The sequence below is a fragment of the Paenibacillus sp. TSM33 genome, from assembly GCF_056099025.1.
This window is the reverse complement of the sequence record NZ_JBLZXB010000017.1, coordinates 662,788-681,563: the sequence shown is the minus strand read 5'-3', so window position 1 is coordinate 681,563 and position 18,776 is coordinate 662,788. Positions and strand designations below refer to the sequence as shown.

Sequence of the window (18,776 nt, the reverse complement as noted above, 5' to 3'; positions counted from 1 at the left end):
GCAACATTGAGCTATCAGCAATATGGAATTAGTCCGCAACTGGTGGAGCGGATTAAGTTAAAAATGAAAAATCGTGTGCTTAAGGAGCGAGTTAAGCAGCAGATCGAGGGCGTGACCAAAGCAGATCTGCAAAACAAAGCTAAAGTGCGTCATCTTGTGAAGACCACTTCTGCTATTTTAAACGAGCGATTGACGGCTACACAGGAGGAGCAACTGACCGCTTTCGTATTGGCACAAAAAATTGATCCGTCCAATACGTTCCATCTGATCAAGCTATGGGGGATGTTCCGTTGATTGCTGTTCGAAGTGGGGCTTCAAAGCACTTTCTATGTTTTATGTGAAGCATAGATAAAAAAAAGGATTGCCTGATGTTAGGCAATCCTTTTTGGCTTTATTTTAGGTTTTTGTATTTCATTCCCCGGGTAATAGGCAGTAGTCTTGGTATGAAAACCTATTTGTAATGACCGCCAATCTTGATAGACCGTTCCATGGCCTAACACCTGGACGTACCGTTGTTCAGTGCAGAGAATGCTCTCTGCCCCGTCTCCTGATAATTGAAATTCGCAGATAGACACAGGGCGGTGGTTACGTTCGATAAAACGGTCAAATTGGTCTAGGTATGCAGTTCAGCTTCTGTTCAGACTTGGGTAAGTTCATAAGGACTAGAATCCGGTTACTGTACGGATGGTTCACCTTGTTCCCGTCTTGCCCGAACCTCTTGGACAATTTTTCTGTTCATTGTTTCCGTCAGCTCATAGTTCTTCATTGGAAATACGGAGAGAAATGTTAGAACCCCCGGAATAATCGTAAATAGTAGTGTGAGCCAAATAAGGGTTGTATTTGTTTGGACTATATTGGGTTGATAACCCGCCAACGCTAGCGCATAACCACCCACGGCGCTACCGATTGCGGCCGCCAATTTGGCCCGAAAAACGTTAGCTGAGAAAACCATCCCCTCTGATCTGTTTCCTGTTTTCCACTCTCCATAATCGACGCAATCTGCTAGCATTGTGGACATGACAACATAGTTCAGCCCCACGCCAAAAGAAATGATACAGCTGAGAATAAAAACAAGAACAATAGAGTTGCCGCAGAAGAAAAGAGCTATCATGGATATGGAGGTGATTAGCACTCCTGCTATGCTAGTGCCTTTTTTACCGATCCACTTGGCAATGAACGGAACTGCGACGTTGCCTGCGATTTGAAAGCCTACGGTTAGTCCCATAAACAGTGGAATGAATGCTTCAGCACCTAGGTTGTATTTGAAATAATACAGAGTAAACGCATTACGGATGTTGGCGGTCATTTCGATAATAAAAAACGAGATGATCAACAGCCGCAAAGGTCGGTTTTCAATAAAGAAAAGGCGGAGTACTCCTTTTAACGTTTGTTTTTCATGTCGAGGTACTACGTGTTTTTCTTTTACGCCAAATACCGTAAACATCATGCAGACGAAGAACAGGCCACAAAGTACAGCAACCGCTCCAGCCCAGCCGTTGAAAAAATGGACGAGAGGAAGCGCTACGACATTGACCGTCCACAAGCCAGCACTTGCAACCGTACGAGGGACAGTCACGACTTTGGTTCGTTCTGCAGCATCTTTGGTTATGGCGGCGGACAGTGACCAATACGGAATGTCCAATATGGAATAACTAATGCTCCAAGCGATATAGGTAACATAGGCATAAACTAGCTTCCCCGCGGAAGAAAGATCCGGACTAAGGAAGAGCGCCAAGGTGGTGAGTGTTACCAAGAAAGCCCCGATGAACATGTAAGGCCTAAATTTCCCCCAACGCGTATTCGTGTTGTCGACTGCAATGCCGATAAAGATGTCAACTACCGCGTCAATCACCCGTGCCACCATCAGCAATGTCCCGACTGCAAGCGCATTCAATCCAAAGCTGTCAGTGTAGAAGAACATAAGATAAACGGCGGTCAAATTGTAAATAACATTCATCCCATAACTACTCAGTGAGTAAGAGATTAGTGTTTTTAAACTGACTTTGTCATTACTTTTTACAGATGCAGAAGTAAGCATGTTTTAACCCCTTTCAAAAATTGACGATCATAACAGGCTGTGATGATGTTTTGTAATGAAAACTTGTAAGCGTTATCTTGAGGTGCTTGAGATACAGAATAACAAAAGCTGTGGCATGAGTACATGATTTTTCTAAAGTAGAAGATAGTAAAAACAAAGATTATTGTATACATTTACGGACCAAGGTTTCATTTTAGGCCTTATGATATGTTTCTTAATTTATGCTATATTTGTTACGAGGACACCGCCCTTGGTTAACTATAAAATTCTGAAGCATGGAGGTTAGGGATGGGTGACAATATGATTCAATTTGTAGATACACGTACCAGTTCAAAACATAAAAATATTACAGATTTAATTCTGTATAATTGTGGCTCGGAGCCTTGTTCTCCCAACCAGGATTTCGGGCCTATCGCCAGGGATTTCAATCTTATTCACTTTGTATTAAAGGGTAGAGGCAAGCTGGTGTTAGATAAGGAAACATATAACATAGAGAAGGGACAGGCTTTTTTAATCCCTGCCAATAAGGCCGCTTATTATCAAGCTGATGAGTACGAGCCATGGGAGTACAGCTGGGTGGGGTTTATGGGGATCAAATCCGAAATGTACTTGCAGAACATCTCCCTTGTTCAGGATAATCCGTATGTGGTAAGTATCGGAGACATCACTTTTTTTCATTCGACCATTCTTGAAATGCTCCGTATAGGGAATAATACACTTTCTTCATCCTTGGCTATTCAGGGATATTTGTACCATATTCTCGCCAAGCTGGTCCATGAATCAGGTGAAACGATGCCTGTGAAAGAAGAGCTTCCTTATTCAGTTCAAGCCATCAACTATATGGAGAAAAACTACAACGGTGGCATTCAAATCAGTGAGGTGGCAGAGTATCTCGGGCTTCACCCGAATTACTTGACCTCTGTTTTTAAGCAGGAAATTGGAGAAACACCGAAGCAGTATTTAATGAACATTCGGATTAAAAAGGCATGCGAGCTGTTACAGGATACCAGTTACTCCATTCAAGTAATCTCCAATTCGGTCGGTTACTCGGATCAACTGACCTTTTCGCGGGCATTTAAAAATATGATGGGCATTTCCCCCAGCGCTTATCGTGAAAATATTCTTTGATTTTGCTATATATATCTTCTAAAAATACTGGTGATTCAGGTGGGAGTATTTTGATATCGTAAAGCTGTTGGTTTTTCCTGCATGGTATTTTAAAGGATTGCATGGAAAAACTCACTTTACGAGAGGGGAACTGTATGTGGATACACTCATTGCCTTTATTCCAGCCATAGGCTGGGGATTCATGCCAATACTGGCGCAACTGACAAAAGCCAGTCCTCGCGAGCAACTGACGGGGACGGTCATCGGTGCCGTATTGTTCGCACTATGCCTGTATTCGTACTCACCTGTTAACTTTCAAGTCACACCATTTGTTGTGAGCTTTGTCTCTGGTGTGTTTTGGTCCGTAGGACAGTTGCTTCAATTTCAGGCTTTTCAGAAAGTAAACGTTTCAACGGCCATTCCTATTATTTGCGGGCTGCAGCTCATGGGAACGACGCTTTTTGCAGCGCTGATCTTGAGCGAATGGACGACCGGGTACCAATTTGGTATTGGATTAGCAGCGCTTATATTTATTTTGTCTGGCATCTTGCTGACGAGCTATCAGGGGAGATCAAGTGGTTTGTCCAAGCCTTTACCCCTTCAAATTCTTGTCATGTTGGTTTGTTCGGGTATAGCCTTAACCTTGTATGTTATTATTAATCAAATCTTTCATGTCTCCGGTCTGTCGGTCATCTTACCGCAATCACTTGGCATGCTGTGTTCAGCGCTTTTAATGAACTGCAAGGGAGGGCAGAAGCTCCATCTGATTCAGGTGCTGCGCAATTTGTCTACGGGTTTGTCGTGGAGCTTAGCGAATTTGGCGTTATTTATTTCGAATGGGCTTATTGGGGTCGCTGCCAGTTTTCCGATCTCTCAGGCGAGTATCGCTATCTCCTGCGTTGGCAGTATTCTGATTTTCAGGGAAAAGAAGAGTCCCCGAGAATGGCTTCGTCTACTGGCCGGAATTACGGTAATCATGGTCGGGGTGGGATTGATTAGCCTGGTCAAGCTCTGAGATTAGTAATTGAATATTAGCGGGATACGCTGATTAAAAAACTGTACCTTTTGAAATAGCTTGTAGCGTACCCGTTCTCGTCCAGCGCTGCAAGCTACAGATTGCGGCTGACCGAGGCGGAAATATTGAGAAATATTAAAAATATTGGCTTTCGCAAGTAAACGATAATGAGAAAACTCTATGTGAATGGTTAACCATTTGCATAGAGTTTTTGGAATTTTGTGTTTAACAGCGGTCATAGGACGCGCAACCACTGTCAAAGGAAGTAGTTTTCTGGTGAGTAGCTTTTGAGATTGAAATAACATCTCCCGCTGTAAAAGCAGTTTTATAAATAATAGAAAGGTCATCGGTTTGCTGTACTTTACTACAGTCATAAATGTGGTGCATAAATATATGTGACAGACCAGCTTTGTACATGGCGGAAATTTCATTGCGCATACTTCCTGATTACAGGTATTTAAGATAGGTGTGTTATTCGGACAAGCTTATTTAGTTGTGTTTTGTAATAATTAATAAATTCGATGATGGTCTACAGTTTTGAGAGGCCCAAAAAGTGTCAACATAATGTTTTTATTCTATTTCAATGGATAGGATGAACATTAGGAAAAAGGCTTGCCTCAAATAAACATAGGGGCAAACCCTTCTTTAATTTTATTCATACCAAATGCTGCCTTCTGAACTCCATTGGACTCATACCTAAGTGCGTTTTTATAAATTTTGTGAAGCTAGAAGGCTGTTCAAATCCAAGCTTCTCAGCAATTTGATGAATAGGCTCTTTAGTCGTTAAAAGCAAGTTTTCTGCAAGTTCCAGTACCCTGGATTTGATAAAATCCTGAGCTGTTCTACCGGTTTCTTTTTTAGCATGTCCGAAAGATAATTAGGTGAATACCCCATTGCTTGAGCAAGGCCTTTTACACTCGGTGTACCTGATCTTTCAATAATATCCACTGTACACTGTTCATTTAAAAGCTCTTCGAACTTGGTGACGGCGTCTTTATAAACCATTGTTCTAGTGATAAATTGCCTGCCATAAAAGCGTTTAGCGTAATTTAAGAGTAATTCTAAATTGGACACAACGAGTTCTTTCGTGTAAAGGTCTATATTTTTACTGTATTCATCCTCAATATTCTTCACTATACGTTCAATCGTCTCTCTCTTGTTCAGAGAGCTGCAAGGCTTCATTTGCTTCGTATTCAAAAAAGCTGTACTCGGATATTTTTGACCATAGCGTGGTTCCTCTGATCATGTCAGGATGAACACAAAGCATCCAGCCATCAGGCAACAATAAGGTGGACATTATAACAGGTGATTTGTTTTCTCTTGCTGAGGTCAAACACATGGCTGTAGCTTTTAAACAGAAATACGATCGGTTGGATGCCCTGATTAACAATGCTGGTGCTATATTCAGTAAAGAGAGGGAGCTAACCAAGGAGGGACTTGAAAAAGACAATGACCCTTAATGTATTTTCACCATTGCTCTTAACAGAGTTATTATTAGATGTTCTTTCAAAAAGCCCCTCAGCAAGGATCATTAATACCTCTTCCGCAACACATAGGATTGCCAAAAAACCAGATTTCAGCGATTTACAGTTGGAAAAGAACTACACCTCATTCGGTGCGTATGCATCCTCCAAATTGTATACGATTTGGATCACAAGACACTGGTCAGCTGAACTAATGAGAAGGGGACTGAAAAATATAACTGCGAACGTGTTACATCCTGGTGCAGTTGCGACTAGATTTGGACAATACAACGATAAAGGTTTTATTAACAATATGGTGTTTAAGTTGGTATTTCCATTCATGAGTACCCCTGAAAAAGGGGCGGCTACAACCGTATATTTGGCCACCTCCCAGGAAGTTGAAAAAGTTAACGGAAAATTCTTTGGTAACATGAAGGAGGAAAAAACACGGGATCGATATTATTCTGTAGAAAACGAAATAAAGGTTTGGGATTATTGCCAAAAGGTTATTAGCCCATATATATAATGAATACGTATGGAAAAATATTATTTGCCCCCTCTGCTTCCCTGAAGTTGAGGGGCTTTTTGTATTCATCTTCTTTCCTAATAATCAGTAATAGGGACAACTTTATCTGTAATCAGGCTATGTTAACCATAGATCTGGAGTTTTAAACTATTAGTATCCATTAAGACAACCTAGATGCGTTTTCACGCTGTACCTAAGTGTAGGCTGGAATTAGTGTATGAAGGGGGATGAGGTAGGGATACGAATACAATTCAAATACAACAATTTAGCTGATATCTGAAATATATAATATGAAAAATGAAAGGGGTATAACAAGTATGTGTAAAGTTCATGCATTGAGTGTTCCCAGTGCGAATGCGCCATTTGAACGGACGATGATTGAACGGAGGGAACTGCGCCCAGATGATGTTCTAATCGATATTAAGTATAGTGGTGTATGCCAGCAAAATTACGTTCTCCAGATCCCAGATAGTTTGGGCTTAGATGTTGCCAGTCCACTACTCTGTGCAGGAGCTACGGCTTACTATCCTTTGAAACATTGGGGAGTAGGCTCAGGCAAAAAAGTCGCTATCGTTGGTATAGGAGGTATCGGCCACCTAGCTATCAAATATGCCCATGCATTAGGAGCTGAAGTTACAGCCTTGAGTCAGACAATGGATAAGAAGAGCGATGCGCTAAGTTTTGGCGCTGATCATTACTATGCAACGAACGATCCTGACACATTCTCGACGCTAGCTAGTCAATTTGATGTGATTTTCAACACGACCTCTGCAAGTCTTAATTTAGATGCTTACGTATCTATGCTTAATATAAATGGTACGTTTGTTATCATTGGTGATTCCGGCAAGCCGAACCAATTTAACACGCTTAGTTTGCTTATGGGTCGTCGCAGAATTGCAGCAACGCCTGGAGGCGATCTTCTTGAAACCCAAGAAATGCTTGATTTCTCCGCAGAACATGGTATTGTCCCTGAAATTGAGGTAATTCACACCAATCAAATCAACGAAGCTTTTGAGCGACTTATCCGAAATGATGTACGATATCGATTTGTTATTGATACATCTACCTTTTAAGTCGTATTTTCGAGGATAACTCAATAGACCAAACATCATCAAAAGCACCTTATCTGCAAGACAGGACTTACAATAGAGCGGACGAATTGCTGTTCGTCCGCTTTTCTAATTTATAAATACGCAAGTAAATTAGCTTATAAGAATTTAAAAAGAGAAGAAGTGAATTTGCATTGATAACATTGGTCATAGTTGGTGCAGATCCCGGATTGGACTTTTCACTGGCTAAGACGTTGGTAAACACGGATTTCGTATCGCTATGATTTCAAGAACATAAACGAAACTTGACCAGTATACTGAGCAATTAACTAAATTGGGAATTGAGGCTCAAGGTTTTGCTGCGGATATTACTAACAAAGCACAGCTTACTAGAGCTTTTCAAGAAATTAAAAGTACACAGGGAACTATAAATGTCATGGAATTCAGTCCATACAGTGGTAATGTACCTACGACATCGTTGAAGAAAGTCTTTTTTAATTGAATTTAAATGTGTACACCAAGTTTCCGCTTTTTCAAGACAAGATAAAATGTTATACATTGGTACTTTATTTATGTTCTTGAATAAACTTTATTAACATTTAAAAGATGAAGCCCAGCCAACCAGAATTCCGTCCGATCCTCATCCCCTGATTGTAAATGTCTAGAACAAGGTTCAAATCCATGTGATTATCCACGCTCGTACCAAATACCCAATCTTTGATGAATAATTTACATAATCCTATAAATTACCTGAATACAGAACTAATGTTTGGTCTTATAATAAATAAGAATATATGTTCGTGTGTATATGATCGCTTTTTTTGGAGGGTGCAGCATGACTAAAACAACTGAGCGGACAATTCTTTTGGCGGATTGCCAGTCTTTTTATGCCAGTGTAGAAAAAGCTTCCTACCCAGAGTATAAAAATAAACCGCTTGCGGTAGCAGGCGATCCTGCACGCAGGTCTGGAATTATTTTAGCAGCATGTCCTATGGCCAAAAGTTTCGGGGTGTCTACAGCAGAGCGGCTCGGTGAAGCCCTCAAGAAGTGCCCTGAGCTTGTGATCGTCCGTCCCCGTATGAAACACTATATCGATGTCTCGTTAGCAATTACGGATATATACAAGGAATACACCGACCTGGTAGAGGTGTTTAGTATTGATGAGCAGTTTCTGGACATTTCGGGTAGTTTTAAAATTTTTGGAGATTCTTTAACCATTGCAAGAGAAATTCAAAAGAAGGTTCTTTTACAAACCGGCGTTTGGGTACGAATAGGAATCAGTTCCAATAAGGTTCTTGCCAAAAGCGCAACCGATATTTGGGCTAAAAAAATTAAAAGCGGTATATTCACGCTGCCCAAGGCAGAATTAGAGCAGCTGCTCTGGCCACAGCCAGTTAATAAAATGTTTGGGGTAGGTTCGCGGATGTCGTCCCATTTTGAGCGGCTTGGTATGACAACCATTGGTGATATCGCTAGAACGTCTCTACCAGATCTTAAGTCTAAATTTCGCGCTCGTTTTGGAAAACAGTCGGATATACAGGCGGAGGTCATGTGGAAAACAGCCAATGGTGTAGATGAGAGTCCTGTAGCTCCGTATACCTTCAGTTCTCCACAAAAGTCGGTAAGCCATATGATGACCCTCCCCCAAGATTATTTGGAACCAAATGAAGTAGAGACCGTCCTGCTTGAACTCTCGGAAGAAGTTTGTCGAGACAGTCGTCGTAAGGGGTGCATGGGCTCTGTCGTGACTGTTAGTTGTACATGTAGCCCATATGAGGCTCCCACCGGATTTTCCAGGCAAATGAAGCTTACAGATCCGACTAGCAATACGAATAAAGTGTACAACGCAGCAAAAAAAATATTTTATAATTTTTGGAATGGTATGCCGATACGACGCTTAGGTGTCACTTTAAGTGGGTTGGTTGACGACCAAACTTATCAACTTTCCTTCTTTGAGGATCATGAGCGTATCCGCTCCCTGGAAGAAGCAACAGATAAAATTAAAGAACGCTATGGTAGCGCAGCTATCGTAAGAGCGTCCTCTTTGACCCAAGCTGGTCAGGCACTAGAGAGATCCCTAAAAATCGGGGGGCATTATAAATAAACAGTCCGGGATAAGTAAAAAACCAGTATCTATCACTAAGCATATAGAATGCTACTTTAGGGATAGTGCCATAAATCAATAATTTAAAAGTAAGTTACGTCTAAATGTGAATAATGCCCACCAGTTGGCTCTAGTAATTGTGAGTAACGGTAATAATTGAGACTGATTTGGTTGATAACTGAGACATTTTTGGGTATATGTTTGAGACATTTTTAAACCAGTAGAAAAAAGTCTTGTTTCTATTGGTTTTTTTGTGTTTCTATTTACTATATCTATCCTATATATGAAGAAACTAAAGAAAAACTAAGACAGGAAAGAATCAACAAATATAAGGCTGATGTAGACTTCGTGATTTCCGATTTGCTCCAAAAGCCGGCCGGATAACAGTTTGTACAGTATTAGAATACACGGGGGGATTTTACCATACTTTATATAAATCTATACCCGAAGTATTACTGTATATCCGTAAGGAGAAAGATAGACTAAATTTTAATAAAATCCCCAAGTGCTGTACAAATCTCTTCAACTGCAATTTTGGAATACATAAGATGAAAACCTGCTTGTTCTCCATGGATTCTCAGGCTACTAAGCCTGCTGCTACGAAGCCTACAGGAAGTAGACGAAAGAGCGCTGCTGATGATAAGAAGACCGAATAAGGAGAGCGTGCCATGGAAGTCCGATCCGGACAATTCGCTTAGCAGCCATTGGCAGAAAAAAAGGGTTGTCCCATAAGTCATAAAAATGACTAGGGACGTCCTGTTCTCCAATTGTAAAACAATAAGAAAAAACCGTTCCTGGTAGAATGGAGGTACCACCCGACCATTTGAAAGGATATGGTTTCTTTGTACATTCAATATACCATTATGAGATAAAAAGAGGAGTTACGCAGGACTATCCCTCATCCATGTTATGTGGCTTTGTGGCCAGCCCCTCAATTAATGTCTATTAGCTCTTAAACCTTCAATAAATATGCGGTGTAATCCATCAAGAACTCGTTGGCTTGTAAAGCCTTCATCTTGGAGATGGTAATCGATATTGTGAAGCACGGCCAGCAGGGCTTCAATAGTATATGAAATGTCCACCCCGGATACGTCTCCCTGTTCAACGGCCTCATTTAGCAGATTTCTGCTTATATTGCGCATCCATTGACATAACGGAGATTGTAACGGACGATGCCCGGTTGAGGCCCGGCTGACCTCACAGAGCCAAGGAACTTTCGCCTCTAAAAAAGAGACATATCTTACGATTACATGGTAAAGCCGATCCAAGGCAGCGGTTTCTGGGGATTGATCAAGAAATGCTTGAACTTCATCAAACAAAGGTTGGTATTCTTCATACGCGATCTCCTGACATATGTCGCCCTTATCCGAGTAGCGGCGGTATAGGCTTGCTTGTCCTACTCCAGCAGTCTTCGCAATCTGATGCATATTGACATTGTCAACACCGTTTTTGATGAAAAGTTCTCTAGCCGCCGCCAAAATTCGTCTTCGGTTTAACTCCTCTCTGGGAATTTTCAGAGAGACAGATTGCGATTCTGAATTCATCATAAACATCTCCCTTCATCATTAATTTAACTGTTATTTAACACGAAAAACGGACAATATGTCCGTTTTTCGTGTATAGGACATGTTGTCCGTCTTCATATTATAATACATTTCGTGAAAAATTAAAAATACATTCATTTAGGTGACCGATGAGCTTTTTTTATTTCTTGGTATAGTGCTTTTTGTAAATTGGAGGCAAATGCGGTTCAATGCCCGATAGGTCCAGTTCCTTTAAACTTGCGATCGTATGAATAAACTGCTCGTATGCTTTTTTCTTGTCACTCGTCGTATCTGTTCCGGTTTCGGTTGATGCTTTCCTGCTAACTTCAGAGTTAAGTTGCTTTTGATCCATAGATTACCCTCCATCCAATATAGTCAGGCTTACAAATCCGGATGTCTCTTGTGCCAGTCTGTATTCATTTCATAAGTATTGCCGATACCTAGTACTGTCGCTTCTTCGAAGGGGCGGCCAATCAATTGCATATTAATCGGCAGACCGGAAGGTGAGAAGCCGCAAGGCATGCTCAGGCTAGGCAAGCCAGTCAAATTGGTCGGAACCGTAAATGAGTTCAATCTGAATACACTAGCATCATCATCTGCACGCGGCGCAGTGATCGGTGTTGCCGGCGTCAACAAGATGTCGATTCCGGACAATGCATTCAAAAAATCATTGACAATTAGTTGCCGGGCCCGCTGAGACTGAAGGTAAATGGAAGCCGGAATATCTTTACTGCTTTCAAGAAACATTCGGACGTCCGGTCCATACTGTTCCAATTCTGTCTCAAGCCACTTCTCGTGGTTCGAGTACATTTCCGTCATCATAATGGCCATCGTCGCACTTCTAACATGTTTGATCAGGGGAAGGCTAACTTCGATGATTTCTGCTCCCAGTTCTCGGAATTTATTGATAGCGGCCTTCATCGCAGCTTCCACTTCCGGCATCAAATCCTCGTAATAGTAGCTTGTCGGTAATCCGATACGCACACCCCTGAGACCATTCGGATACATCTTGATACCTGGCGCAGGCAGATCGACAGTCGATTCATCCTTTGGATCGAAGCCAGACATCACATCCAAGCACAGGGATGCATCCATGACACAGCGGGTCAACGGACCCGAGTGGTCCAATGACCAGGCCATTGGAATGATACCATACCGACTGACCCGACCGTACGTCGGCTTCATCCCTACGACACCGCACAAAGCAGCGGGTATGCGGATCGAACCACCGGTATCCGAGCCTGTGCCCAGATAAGTAAGTCCAGCCGCTAAAGCAGAAGCCGAGCCGCCGCTTGAACCTCCCGCTACAAGTTCAGTGTTCCACGGATTGAGGCAAGGACCGAAGTGCGGGCTAGTTGTTGTCAATCCCGCAGCGAACTCGTGAGTCTGTACTTTGCCTAGCAGAACTGTTCCAGCCTCATGTAGCTTAGCTGCAACCGTTGAATCGTAATCGGGGACGAAGCTGTTCAATATTTTTGAACCGGCAGTTGTTCGGATCCCTTTAGTGTAATATAGATCCTTATGAACGATGGGAATCCCGTGAAGAGGCCCTTTGTACCGACCATGCATAATATCGCGTTCCGATTGCTTCGCTTGTTCAATCGCCAGTTCGGACGTTTGGGTAACGAAAACGTTCAGTTTCGGATTCAAACGTTCGATGCGGTGAAGCGCATGTTCTGTAATCTCTACCGGGGATATTTTCCTTGTTCGGATCCCTTCGGCCAGCTCATGAATAGCAGCAAAGGACAGTTGGAAATTTAATTTACTCATCTATTCATCCTCCGTATCTTTCGGACATGTCGTAAGTCTACCAAACTAATTACCATAGCTTCCGCTAGGATTTGCTTTTCTTGCGAATAAGTATGTCAGGATTGCCAACAGGGAAATGGTAAAATAAACAACAAAAAAAGGCATCTTTAAATCAATCAGTCGGCCGACCAGCGCAGGGCCGAATGCTCCGCCTAGGAGATAGGCCAGTGTGAAAATACCCATCCCCACACCCAGCTCAGCCGAACGGAGTGTCGTCGAAACTAAATTGCTGCTAGAGGTGAGGACACCGTTGAATCCAATCATAAGGATAATGATCAATAAAGCGTCGATCCATGGCGGCAAATGTACGGATACCCCCAGTAGTATAAATCCGCTAATGACGAGACTTTGCGATATGACAAGCACGCGGGAGCTTCCGAAACGATCTGTCCAACCTCCGATCCGGGATCCGAGCAAGGCTGCACAGGCGGCACCGGGAAGCATCAGCAGACCGATTTTACTAGTTGGTAAATGAAAGGAATTCTTCATCATGACAGGAAGAGTAAAGGTTAACCCCGTGTTGCATACGAAGGTAAGGAATCCAATCCCTAGAATTCGTCGGTAAGGAGCATTTTTCATGAAAGATGCATCGATAAATGGATGTTATTTTTTCTGAATATGAGTACCGAACCATAGAAGAACTGCTGCTCCTGCAATGAGCATAAACCAATAGTTCGTAACCCCTAGCAATGCCAACGCCAGTCCCGCGGAGAACAAAACAGCTCCGAGAAAATCGAATGAACCGCGGTCGTGTTTCTTGTCAGGAACATACTTGAATATCAAAGGGATAACAAATAGGCTCAGACTGGACACGATGAACAAAGCACGCCAGCCAAAGTATTGCTCCACGAAACCGCCGAACACAGGCCCGAAGCCGGAAGCAAAGGCAATTGTGGCGGATAAGGTTCCCAGCACCCGTCCCTTGACTGTAGGCTTAAAATACAGGGTTACTGCCGCATAAGACAGGGGAGAGATGGATGAGGCCCCTGCTGCCTGCAGCAGTCTTCCAATGATGACTTGAAGGTATGAAGCTGCAAAAAAGCCGATCATAGAGCCGAAAGCTAAAAGGATTAAACCAATGACATACAGCTGGCGAAAGGAAAAGGACTCCGTTAACTTGCCGTAAGTACCGGCGCTGATAGCCATCAAAATGCTGTAACCGACCATAACCCAGCTCACCTGCGAGGAGGTCAGGGCAAAGTCAGCGGAAATCGAAGGTATAGACAAATTAAACATGGTCATATTGATGTTTCCGAAAATAATGAGCAAGCAAAGTGTCCCCATTAATTTCCGCTCATTGCCGGATAAAGCCATTGATTGAGTATCCATAGCCTGTCCCTCCATTACAGGAAGTCAGGAAAGGTGCGGCATTTTTGCGCCTGATCTCTATCGTGTCCCAAGAAAACATAGGACGGCCGAACATCCTGAATTAACTCCTGCATGCGAGTAATCGATTTGGCAGCCATCTCTTGATCGAATGTCAAGAACGGTACGCTATTCTCGAAGTTCTCCCGAGTATAAGCAACATCAATTGTCAGTAGCACTGGACCCGACTTTTCCGTTGTGACAAGGACTGATTGATGGCCAGGGGAATGACCCGGAGTGAATAAAATTTGAACCCCCGGAATCAATTCATGGTCACCCTCAATGATTTGATATTGTAAATCGGGCAGCCTGCACTCTAATGGAGAGTAATCCTCATTGTTTATGGCCGCATCATACTCTGCCCTTTGAATAAGGATCGGCGTATTGCGGAAATGCCCGTTTCCCCCAGAATGATCCAAGTGTAAATGGGAGCTAATGACCATTTGAATATCGTCAGGTCGATAACCGACACGCTTTAACACATTTACGATCGAGTCGCCGTCAGACATGTTGGGGACGACGCGCCCTTCACGTCTAGTCCCCTTGTAGTAATCGGGATTGTTGATAAAAGCGTCGGGCATTCCCGTATCGATGAGTATCGGCCCGCTGGTCGTTTCCAATAGAAAAGACCACACAGGCATTCCGACTAATTTCCCGGGGGCAAGGGTTCGATTAACTGCCGATTGATCTAGGAAACATTCACCTACAGGTAAAAAATACAACCTTTTGATATACATCCCAGTTTCACCCTTCATATTATAAATTCGGACAGTTTGTCCGTTTTGTTTTGATTATATCGGACAAATTGTCCGATGTCAATTTGTCATCGGCGGTTGGGCTTCGGCAAAAGCCTTACACCTGCAACAATACGCCAAGCTAAGAATGTCGCCTAGGTGGAGTGCAAAGAAACAACGGGGCTGCGTTAAAGCCGCAGTGTACAAAAACCAAGGGGATCGCGATATCAAAGTGAGCAAGAGTATTTGCGGCTAAAGAGCCACGCAAGACAAAAGCCAAGGAGCTAAGCGAAAACAGACCGCTTAGTCCTTGGCTTTTTACGATTATCATTCTATTTTTCTGGTGAGGGCGTTCAATTGTTTAGTTTTGGGACAGCCTCTTTTAACAAACTACCCGTTTACCCCGTGGTTGAAAGGTACAACTGTTTCAGTAGGGGAAGTAATTGGAACGATAGCGCTAAAAAGCGCAACTGCTAGGCACATAGCCGCCAATGCTTTTTTCATTTGTCAGCACTCCCTTTATAATATTTTCATATTGTTGTTGCTGCTCAGTTGTAGCTAATTTTCGCCCTTTTTCATACATAGCAGTGGTTGTAATGAATTCCTTATATACATTCATATGAACTGCTATTGATAGTATTCCAGTATATAATTTATTGTGTCATGATAGGAACTTTGGTTGAGTTTATAAATTGCTAATTGATGCAACTTTTCCATTCAGTGAACCAGAAGTGACCGTATGTCTGATCGTGATCGTTTTATTGAACAGATCAATGGCAGACCATTTTAGACCTACAACCTCACCCAATTAAAGATTTAGATATATTTTTAGAAAAAAGGAAAAACTCACCGGATCTCCGAACAGGGAGAAACTTCCGCTCATATCCAGAAATTGTTCGTCAATGCTGAAAACCTCAACCAAATCCGTATACTCATTTTAGATTTCTGTTATTTTTAATGAGACATCGATATAATGCTGCATGCGCTGGCGTACAATGATAAGGTCAGGACATTTTTTACAGCTTCCCCCAGACGTTCTGCAGTGGATATACCATGTTTTTTGGCCAGCGGACACGCAGCTAAAATAATGCCTGAACGAAGTGCAGGGTCACCGGCCACAACGAGCGGCTTATTTTGGTATGCGGGATTATCCGCTTTTTCGACGCTGGTGTAAAAGCTTTGGCAGTCCGCCAGAAATATGGTTCTACTTCCACGCTCTTTCAAAATGTTGACCTCCTCTCCTGATATGTAATTGATCATATTCTCAAATATTCTTGAACGTATACTCTTATAGTAGTATTATATACAGAACAAGTGTTCCTAATAAAAATGTATTTTTTGGAACATTACAGTTTACGGGAAACCTAGCATGGCGTATCATATTATCTTGAACAAAAACAAGTGGAAATGAATGAATATTGAGGGGAGAAAACCATTTTTATGAACCCAAAACGTCGACCATCACCTCAAAAACGCAGTAGGTGGCGCATTTTTGGCAGAGTTTTGCTTATTAATATCAAGTGGTTCTCGCTTGCGGGTGTACTTGGAGTGCTGTTTGCCGGAGGTCTTGTATCCGGTTATGTAGCGGCACTGGTTCATGATGAACCTGTACGATCACGTCAATTGATATATGAAAAGGTAAATGAGAATGCTCTGACCAGTTTTGTATTTTTTAATGATCAGGTAACTCCGGTTGGAAGAATGCGCATGGAGGAGGACCGACAGCTCGTTGATCTGAAGGATGTCCCTCAGTCCATTGTGGATGCCCTCATTTCAACGGAAGACAGCCAATTTTATGAGCACCATGGTGTAGATTTAAAGGGGACGGCTCGTGCTGTCAAACAGAAGCTTTTGAATGAAAACCGCCAAACTGGCGGCAGCACACTGACGCAGCAGGTAGCCCGAAGAGTTTTCCTCAGTCTGGATAAAACGGACAGCCGCAAGGTGAAGGAAATGCTGTTGGCACTACGTATGGAGCGTTTTATGAGCAAAGACAAAATATTAACGGCTTACTTAAACAAAATGCCTTTTGGTAATGGTTCTGCTGGTTACAATTTATATGGAATCAAGTCTGCTTCGTTAGGGATTTTCAATGTAAGTGACCTACATAAGCTTCATACTGCACAAGCGGCTTATTTGGCAGGTCTTCCACAGCTGCCATCTGTTTATTCCGCTTTTGATGGTAAAGGGAATTTTGATGAAGAAGGTTTCAACAAAGCGATGGAGCGCCAACGCGTCGTGTTGGGAAGAATGTTGGAAACAGGCAAACTCACGCTGTCCGAATATAACGAGGCGCTTCAATTTGACGTGAAAGCGACTCTTGCACCACATCGCGAAAAAAGCTATAACACATTCCCTTATTTGATGCTGGAAACAGAGCGGGAGGCCGCTCAGTTGTTAGCACTCCAGCAAAATCCGAATCTCACGGCAGCCGAGATTTCTAAGCCTGAGCATGCTGAGCTTCTTCAAAATACGCGAGAAGAGTTGCAACGGTCCGGCTATCGAATTTATACAACGATAAATAAAAAAGTGTATAGCAATATGCGACAGATTGCAGCCAATCCACAAAATTTTTCTCCATACAGTAAGAAGAAGGGACTGGAACAGATTGCAGCAATCATGATTGATCATAAAACAGGGGCTATCCTAGGTATGATCGAGGGCCGGGATTTTAATACCGAGCAAATGAACTATGCAACTCAAATGACACGTCAGCCCGGTTCCGCCATGAAGCCTATTGCTGCTTATTTACCCGCTTTGGAGAAGGGTTACACTCAGCCTGCCGGTCTTATTGATGATTCACAAATTATATTGAAAGACGGACGTAAGGGTTATCATATTCCTAAAAATTATAACAGAAGGTATGAGGGGCTTATGACAGCCCGTGAAGCACTCAATCGGTCAATCAACATCCCTGCACTGAGGTTGTTTTTATATGAAGTTAAAATTCCAAACGCTTGGAATTTTGTGCGTTCTCTTGGCATTACAACGATTCAACCACAGGATGAACATGCTCAAACAGGAGTTCTAGGTGGTCTTAGTAAGGGGGTATCCGTCGAGGAACTGACCGCAGCATATGGGACAATTCCCAATATGGGCGTGTATAATGCACCTCACTTGATCAGTAAAATTACAGATGCCAACGGTAAGGTTGTATATGAATTTAAACCACAGACGAAACGTGTATATTCGCAGCAAACCGCATTTTTGATGACGGATATGCTCAAAACCGTTATATCAGACCCGAGAGGAACTGGCAAACGTCTGCAAAAAGCTTTTAGGAGCTACGGTACCATTGATATTGCAGGTAAAACGGGTACGACACAGAACTTTGGTGATGTGTGGTTTATGGGATACACACCTGACGTTACGCTAGGCGTATGGGCTGGTTATCGCCAACAGGTTAATACATTATCTCAAGAAGGTCACACCAGAGCACAGTCGGTGTGGGCGTTGATCATGAATGAGGCGGTCAAGGACCAGCCTGAGCTTTTTAAGAATAAGCATTTTATACAGCCGGAAGGAGTTGTGAAAGTTACGGTATCTAGTCTTACAGGTAAGCTGCCAGGACGCTATTCCCGCCAATCGGGTCACCTCGTGACTGACTGGTTTAACCAAAAGTACGTGCCGACCGAAGTCGGAAGAGAACAGCTTCCACGTTCTGCTAGACCAGTAGTTCCGTCCAAACCAGATATCAAGAAAGAAGATGTCCCTGAGATTAAGGTACCAGCAACAGATCAAGAGGAGGTTCCACCAGAGGAAACAGCTCCTGCTGTTCCTGACACAGATGCAGAGATCGAACCGCCTGATGAGAATAACGATGTGCCATCAACTGATACTTCGCAACCTTCTATTGAAAACGAGCCGGAGACACCTTCTGAATCAGAGAACCAGAGTGGTGCTCCAAAAACTCAGCCTAATGAGGTTATCGATCCTGAACCAACGACTGATCAATCCAACGACTAAGCAACCTGGACGATCTAGTTTAGTACACCGTTTCCAACAATATTGACAGTGACCTG

Annotated in this window: 19 protein-coding genes and 1 pseudogene; 8 read left to right on the top strand and 12 right to left on the bottom strand. The window is 42.8% G+C overall.

Translation table 11 applies throughout. From position 1 onward, the window contains the following. Nucleotides 1-6 precede the first annotated feature (6 nt). Nucleotides 7-294, top strand: coding sequence for a stage VI sporulation protein F (locus ACN6NF_RS15135; RefSeq protein ID WP_013371835.1), 288 nt, complete (start codon nucleotides 7-9; stop codon nucleotides 292-294). A 379-nt stretch (nucleotides 295-673) separates the two neighbouring features. Here the strand turns inward: ACN6NF_RS15135 and ACN6NF_RS15130 are convergent, their stop codons facing one another. Continuing rightward, nucleotides 674-2,038 (bottom strand): glycoside-pentoside-hexuronide (GPH):cation symporter, encoded by a 1,365-nt coding sequence (locus ACN6NF_RS15130; protein ID WP_474318417.1) that lies wholly within the window; start codon nucleotides 2,036-2,038, stop codon nucleotides 674-676. 288 nt (nucleotides 2,039-2,326) lie between these two features. Between ACN6NF_RS15130 and ACN6NF_RS15125 the strand changes: the two genes are divergently transcribed. Further along, nucleotides 2,327-3,166: an AraC family transcriptional regulator gene (locus tag ACN6NF_RS15125; protein ID WP_474318415.1), complete on the top strand. Its 840-nt coding sequence runs from the start codon at nucleotides 2,327-2,329 to the stop codon at nucleotides 3,164-3,166. Between the two features lie 136 nt (nucleotides 3,167-3,302). After that, nucleotides 3,303-4,160 (top strand): GRP family sugar transporter, encoded by an 858-nt coding sequence (locus ACN6NF_RS15120; protein WP_474318413.1) that lies wholly within the window; start codon nucleotides 3,303-3,305, stop codon nucleotides 4,158-4,160. 2 nt (nucleotides 4,161-4,162) lie between these two features. Here ACN6NF_RS15120 and ACN6NF_RS15115 read toward each other — a convergent pair whose 3' ends face one another. The 3 genes from ACN6NF_RS15115 to ACN6NF_RS15105 all read right to left on the bottom strand — a co-directional run bounded on the left by ACN6NF_RS15115 (nucleotide 4,163) and on the right by ACN6NF_RS15105 (nucleotide 5,294). Continuing rightward, the gene (locus ACN6NF_RS15115; RefSeq protein ID WP_474318411.1) at nucleotides 4,163-4,534 is read right to left on the bottom strand and encodes a hypothetical protein; all 372 of its coding nucleotides are present in this window, start codon (nucleotides 4,532-4,534) and stop codon (nucleotides 4,163-4,165) included. Nucleotides 4,535-4,815: 281 nt separating this feature from the next. After that, on the bottom strand, nucleotides 4,816-4,971 hold the full coding sequence (locus ACN6NF_RS15110; RefSeq protein ID WP_474319064.1) for a helix-turn-helix domain-containing protein: 156 nt from the start codon (nucleotides 4,969-4,971) through the stop codon (nucleotides 4,816-4,818). Beyond that, nucleotides 4,944-5,294: a hypothetical protein gene (locus ACN6NF_RS15105; protein ID WP_474318409.1), complete on the bottom strand. Its 351-nt coding sequence runs from the start codon at nucleotides 5,292-5,294 to the stop codon at nucleotides 4,944-4,946. Before ACN6NF_RS15105 ends, ACN6NF_RS15110 begins: the two co-directional genes overlap by 28 nt. A gap of 155 nt (nucleotides 5,295-5,449) precedes the next feature. Here ACN6NF_RS15105 and ACN6NF_RS15100 point away from each other — a divergent pair, with 155 nt between their 5' ends. The 4 genes from ACN6NF_RS15100 to ACN6NF_RS15085 all read left to right on the top strand — a co-directional run bounded on the left by ACN6NF_RS15100 (nucleotide 5,450) and on the right by ACN6NF_RS15085 (nucleotide 9,302). Beyond that, entirely contained in the window at nucleotides 5,450-5,620 is a 171-nt protein-coding gene (locus ACN6NF_RS15100; RefSeq protein ID WP_474318407.1) for a hypothetical protein, read from the top strand. Beyond that, the gene (locus ACN6NF_RS15095) at nucleotides 5,598-6,149 is read left to right on the top strand and encodes an SDR family NAD(P)-dependent oxidoreductase (RefSeq protein ID WP_474318405.1); all 552 of its coding nucleotides are present in this window, start codon (nucleotides 5,598-5,600) and stop codon (nucleotides 6,147-6,149) included. Before ACN6NF_RS15100 ends, ACN6NF_RS15095 begins: the two co-directional genes overlap by 23 nt. Nucleotides 6,150-6,466: 317 nt before the next feature. Continuing rightward, the gene (locus ACN6NF_RS15090) at nucleotides 6,467-7,222 is read left to right on the top strand and encodes an NAD(P)-dependent alcohol dehydrogenase (RefSeq protein WP_474318403.1); all 756 of its coding nucleotides are present in this window, start codon (nucleotides 6,467-6,469) and stop codon (nucleotides 7,220-7,222) included. A gap of 811 nt (nucleotides 7,223-8,033) precedes the next feature. Then, the gene (locus tag ACN6NF_RS15085) at nucleotides 8,034-9,302 is read left to right on the top strand and encodes a DNA polymerase IV (RefSeq protein WP_474318401.1); all 1,269 of its coding nucleotides are present in this window, start codon (nucleotides 8,034-8,036) and stop codon (nucleotides 9,300-9,302) included. A gap of 935 nt (nucleotides 9,303-10,237) precedes the next feature. Here the strand turns inward: ACN6NF_RS15085 and ACN6NF_RS15080 are convergent. The 8 genes and pseudogenes from ACN6NF_RS15080 to ACN6NF_RS15045 form a co-directional block, all read right to left on the bottom strand. After that, a complete protein-coding gene (locus ACN6NF_RS15080; RefSeq protein ID WP_061830913.1) occupies nucleotides 10,238-10,846 on the bottom strand; it encodes a TetR/AcrR family transcriptional regulator in 609 nt (202 codons plus the stop codon). Nucleotides 10,847-11,006: 160 nt separating this feature from the next. Further along, entirely contained in the window at nucleotides 11,007-11,198 is a 192-nt protein-coding gene (locus ACN6NF_RS15075) for a hypothetical protein (protein WP_029515917.1), read from the bottom strand. 29 nt (nucleotides 11,199-11,227) lie between these two features. Continuing rightward, nucleotides 11,228-12,616 carry an amidase gene (locus ACN6NF_RS15070; protein WP_474318399.1) on the bottom strand — a complete coding sequence of 463 codons (1,389 nt, stop codon included), beginning with the start codon at nucleotides 12,614-12,616 and terminating at the stop codon, nucleotides 11,228-11,230. Nucleotides 12,617-12,661: 45 nt separating this feature from the next. After that, a complete protein-coding gene (locus ACN6NF_RS15065; RefSeq protein ID WP_474318397.1) occupies nucleotides 12,662-13,234 on the bottom strand; it encodes an MFS transporter in 573 nt (190 codons plus the stop codon). 24 nt (nucleotides 13,235-13,258) lie between these two features. Then, on the bottom strand, nucleotides 13,259-13,984 hold the full coding sequence (locus ACN6NF_RS15060) for an MFS transporter (protein ID WP_474318395.1): 726 nt from the start codon (nucleotides 13,982-13,984) through the stop codon (nucleotides 13,259-13,261). Between the two features lie 14 nt (nucleotides 13,985-13,998). Then, nucleotides 13,999-14,757 (bottom strand): quorum-quenching N-acyl homoserine lactonase AiiA, encoded by a 759-nt coding sequence (gene aiiA / locus ACN6NF_RS15055; RefSeq protein ID WP_474318393.1) that lies wholly within the window; start codon nucleotides 14,755-14,757, stop codon nucleotides 13,999-14,001. A 454-nt stretch (nucleotides 14,758-15,211) separates the two neighbouring features. Beyond that, nucleotides 15,212-15,373, bottom strand: coding sequence for a hypothetical protein (locus tag ACN6NF_RS15050; RefSeq protein ID WP_474318392.1), 162 nt, complete (start codon nucleotides 15,371-15,373; stop codon nucleotides 15,212-15,214). Between the two features lie 219 nt (nucleotides 15,374-15,592). Further along, nucleotides 15,593-16,014: pseudogene (locus ACN6NF_RS15045) on the bottom strand (Y-family DNA polymerase); the annotation flags it as partial. 180 nt (nucleotides 16,015-16,194) lie between these two features. Here ACN6NF_RS15045 and ACN6NF_RS15040 point away from each other — a divergent pair. Next, complete coding sequence (locus tag ACN6NF_RS15040; protein ID WP_474318390.1) at nucleotides 16,195-18,720, top strand: transglycosylase domain-containing protein; 2,526 nt, start codon at nucleotides 16,195-16,197, stop codon at nucleotides 18,718-18,720. Nucleotides 18,721-18,776: the final 56 nt, after the last annotated feature.